Consider the following 3,369-nt stretch of genomic DNA (forward strand, 5'->3'; position numbering starts at 1 on the left):
CTTTTTCCAATAAATATGGCAGCTACCTACTCTCCCGCATGATAGTGCAGTACCATCGGCCATGAGGGGCTTAACTTCTCTGTTCGGAATGGGAAGAGGTGAACACCCTCGGCAAAACCACCATAAGATCTTGAGGCTCGGCTTTGCTTCGTTGATGCTTTCAACTGCATTGCTCTGCCAGTATCTTACTACTAATAAATTTACATATCGGGAAGTTGTAAAACTCGCTCCTTACCTGACTTGCGTCAGATCCGGATCAGAGTGTAAAATAAAATTAAAGCTTACGGGCAATTAGTACTACTCGGCTTTGATGTTACCACCTGTACACCTGTAGCCTATCAACGTCGTCGTCTTCGACGGCCCTTAAAAGTAAACTCATCTTGAGGTAAGTTTCACGCTTAGATGCTTTCAGCGTTTATCTTGCCCGTACATAGCTACTCTGCACTGCACCTGGCGGCACAACAGATACACCAGCGGTACGTACGACCCGGTCCTCTCGTACTAAGGTCATGTCCTCTCAATTTACTAACGATCACAACAGATAGGGACCGAACTGTCTTGCGACGTTCTGAACCCAGTTCACGTGCCACTTTAATCGGCGAACAGCCGAACCCTTGGGACCTTCTCCAGCCCCAGGATGTGACGAACCGACATCGAGGTGCCAAACCTCCCCGTCGATATGAGCTCTTGGGGGAGATCAGCCTGTTATCCCCGGAGTACCTTTTATCCTTTGAGCGATGGCCCTTCCATACAGAACCACCGGATCACTTTAGCCTGCTTTCGCACCTGCTCGGCTTGTCTGCCTCACAGTCAAGCACCCTTTTACTAATGCGCTCTGCGTACGATTACCAACCGTACTGAGGGTACCTTTGCGAGCCTCCGTTACTTTTTAGGAGGCGACCACCCCAGTCAAACTACCCACCAAACAATGTCCCCAGTTTCCCGGGTTAGACTCTAAGTAACAGAAGGTTGGTATTTCAACGTTGACTCCACGACTCCTGGCGAAGCCGCTTCATAGTCTCCCAACTATCCTACACATCTGGCACTCAAAATCAATGTTAAGTTGTAGTGAAGGTTCACGGGGTCTTTCCGTCCCGTTGCGATTAACCGGCATCTTCACCGATACTACAATTTCACCGAGCTCATGGTAGAGACAGTGTCCAACTCATTAGACCATTCGTGCAGGTCGGAACTTACCCGACAAGGAATTTCGCTACCTTAGGACCGTTATAGTTACGGCCGCCGTTTACTGGGGCTTCAGTCAGGAGCTTTGTATTGCTACGAACACCCTTCCTTAACCTTCCAGCACCGGGCAGGTATCAGGCTCTATACTTCATCTTTCGATTTTGCAGGGCCCTGTGTTTTTGTTAAACAGTTGGTTGGACCATTTTACTGAGACCACATCACTGTGGTACGCCTTATCCCGAAGTTACAGCGTCAATTTGCCTAGTTCCTTTACCATGGATCACTCGAGCGCCTTAGGATATTCTCCTCGACTACCTGTGTCGGTTTACGGTACGGGCTGCTATAACCTAACCTTAGAGGTTTTTCTTGGAAGTCTGATTAGGGACATTATCACTTCAGCCGAAGCTTCTGTGTACTATCAGGTTCAGCACCCCGGGCGGATTTTCCTACCCAGGGTATACCTACACCCTTTAACGCACTATTCCGTAAGTGCGCAGTCCTTTCACTACTCCGTTACCCCATCGAAATTATAGCAGGTACTGGAATATTCACCAGTTTGCCATCAGCTACGCCTTTCGGCTTTGCCTAAGGACCCGACTAACCCTGATCCGATTAGCGTTGATCAGGAACCCTTAGTCTTACGGCGAAAAGATTTTTCATCTTTTTTATCGTTACTTATGCCTACATTTTCTTTTCTGTACGCTCCAGCATACCTCGCGGTACACCTTCGATGCAGTACAGAATGCTCCCCTACCGATCACCCACCTGGTGGGGATCCTAAAGCTTCGGTAGTATGTTTGATGCCCGATTATTTTCCGTGCCCAAACCCTCGACCAGTGAGCTGTTACGCACTCTTTAAATGAATGGCTGCTTCCAAGCCAACATCCTGGCTGTTTTAGGGTTTGAACTGCGTTTGTTCAACTTAACATACACTTAGGGACCTTAGCTGTTAATCTGGGTTATTTCCCTCTCGGCCATGGACCTTAGCGCCCACAGCCTCACTCCCGTAGATATATCATAGCATTCGGAGTTTATTAGGGTTTGGTAGGCGGTGAAGCCCCCTAGCCCAATTAGTAGCTCTACCTCTATGATACGTCTGTTATACGAGGCTGTTCCTAAAAACATTTCGGGGAGAACGAGCTATCTCTCAGTTTGATTGGCCTTTCACCCCTATCCACAGGTCATCCCATAGCTTTTCAACGCTAATGGGTTCGGTCCTCCAGTTTGTGTTACCAAACCTTCAACCTGCCCATGGATAGATCACAAAGTTTCGCGTCTACCCCCACTGACTATACGCCCTGTTAGGACTCGCTTTCGCTGCGGCTCCGTTACTGAAGAACTTAACCTCGCCAGTGAGGAGTAACTCGTAGGCTCATTATGCAAAAGGCACGCCGTCACCCGTTGCCAGGCTCCGACCGCTTGTAGGCGCACGGTTTCAGGTACTATTTCACTCTCCTGTTCGGAGTACTTTTCACCTTTCCCTTACGGTACTGGTTCACTATCGGTCTCTAGGGAGTATTTAGCCTTACCAGATGGTGCTGGCAGTTTCACACAGGATTCCTCCGGTCCCGCGCTACTCAGGATACCGCTCGTCCATCGCAATTTACGCCTACAGGGCTATCACCTGCTATGGCTCATCTTTCCAGATGATTCAACTTGATGCGACTTTCTAAATGCGGTCCTACAACCCCGGGGCAGCACGCCGCCCCGGTTTGGGCTCTTCCCCGTTCGCTCGCCACTACTTAGGGAATCATTAATTTATTTTCTTTTCCTGCAGGTACTTAGATGTTTCAGTTCCCTGCGTTGGCCTCCTTGCGGATAACACACCTTCAGTGTGCTGGGTTGTCCCATTCGGAAATCTACGGATATATCGCTCGTTTGCAGCTCCCCGTAGCTTATCGCAGCTTACCACGTCCTTCGTCGCCTCCTAGAGCCTAGGCATTCACCATGCGCCCTTATTCGCTTTAAAAATCTTAAGTATTTAAACACTCGCGTGTTTTACAACTTGTTTCCCAATATGTCAAAGAACTTTTCTTCAGCCAGCTTCATAATTACTATGATACCACGGTATTTACACCGAACGCTGAAAAACTTTTGTCAATGTCAAGGCTACGAACCTTCAGAACTACTTTCCGGTTGCCCTCGCAACCTTCCCGTATTCAACATCATTTTTGTAAAGAACTT

General features: G+C 48.5%; 2 rRNA genes. Both read right to left on the minus strand.

Annotated features, from left to right (window positions below):
• Positions 1–13: 13 nt before the first annotated feature.
• Positions 14–125 (minus strand): 5S ribosomal RNA (gene rrf, locus EJ361_RS25460).
• Between the two features lie 146 nt (positions 126–271).
• Positions 272–3,154 (minus strand): 23S ribosomal RNA (locus EJ361_RS25465).
• Positions 3,155–3,369: the final 215 nt, after the last annotated feature.

The sequence above is a fragment of the Chitinophaga rhizosphaerae genome (assembly GCF_003958645.1).
Taxonomy (GTDB): domain Bacteria; phylum Bacteroidota; class Bacteroidia; order Chitinophagales; family Chitinophagaceae; genus Chitinophaga; species Chitinophaga rhizosphaerae.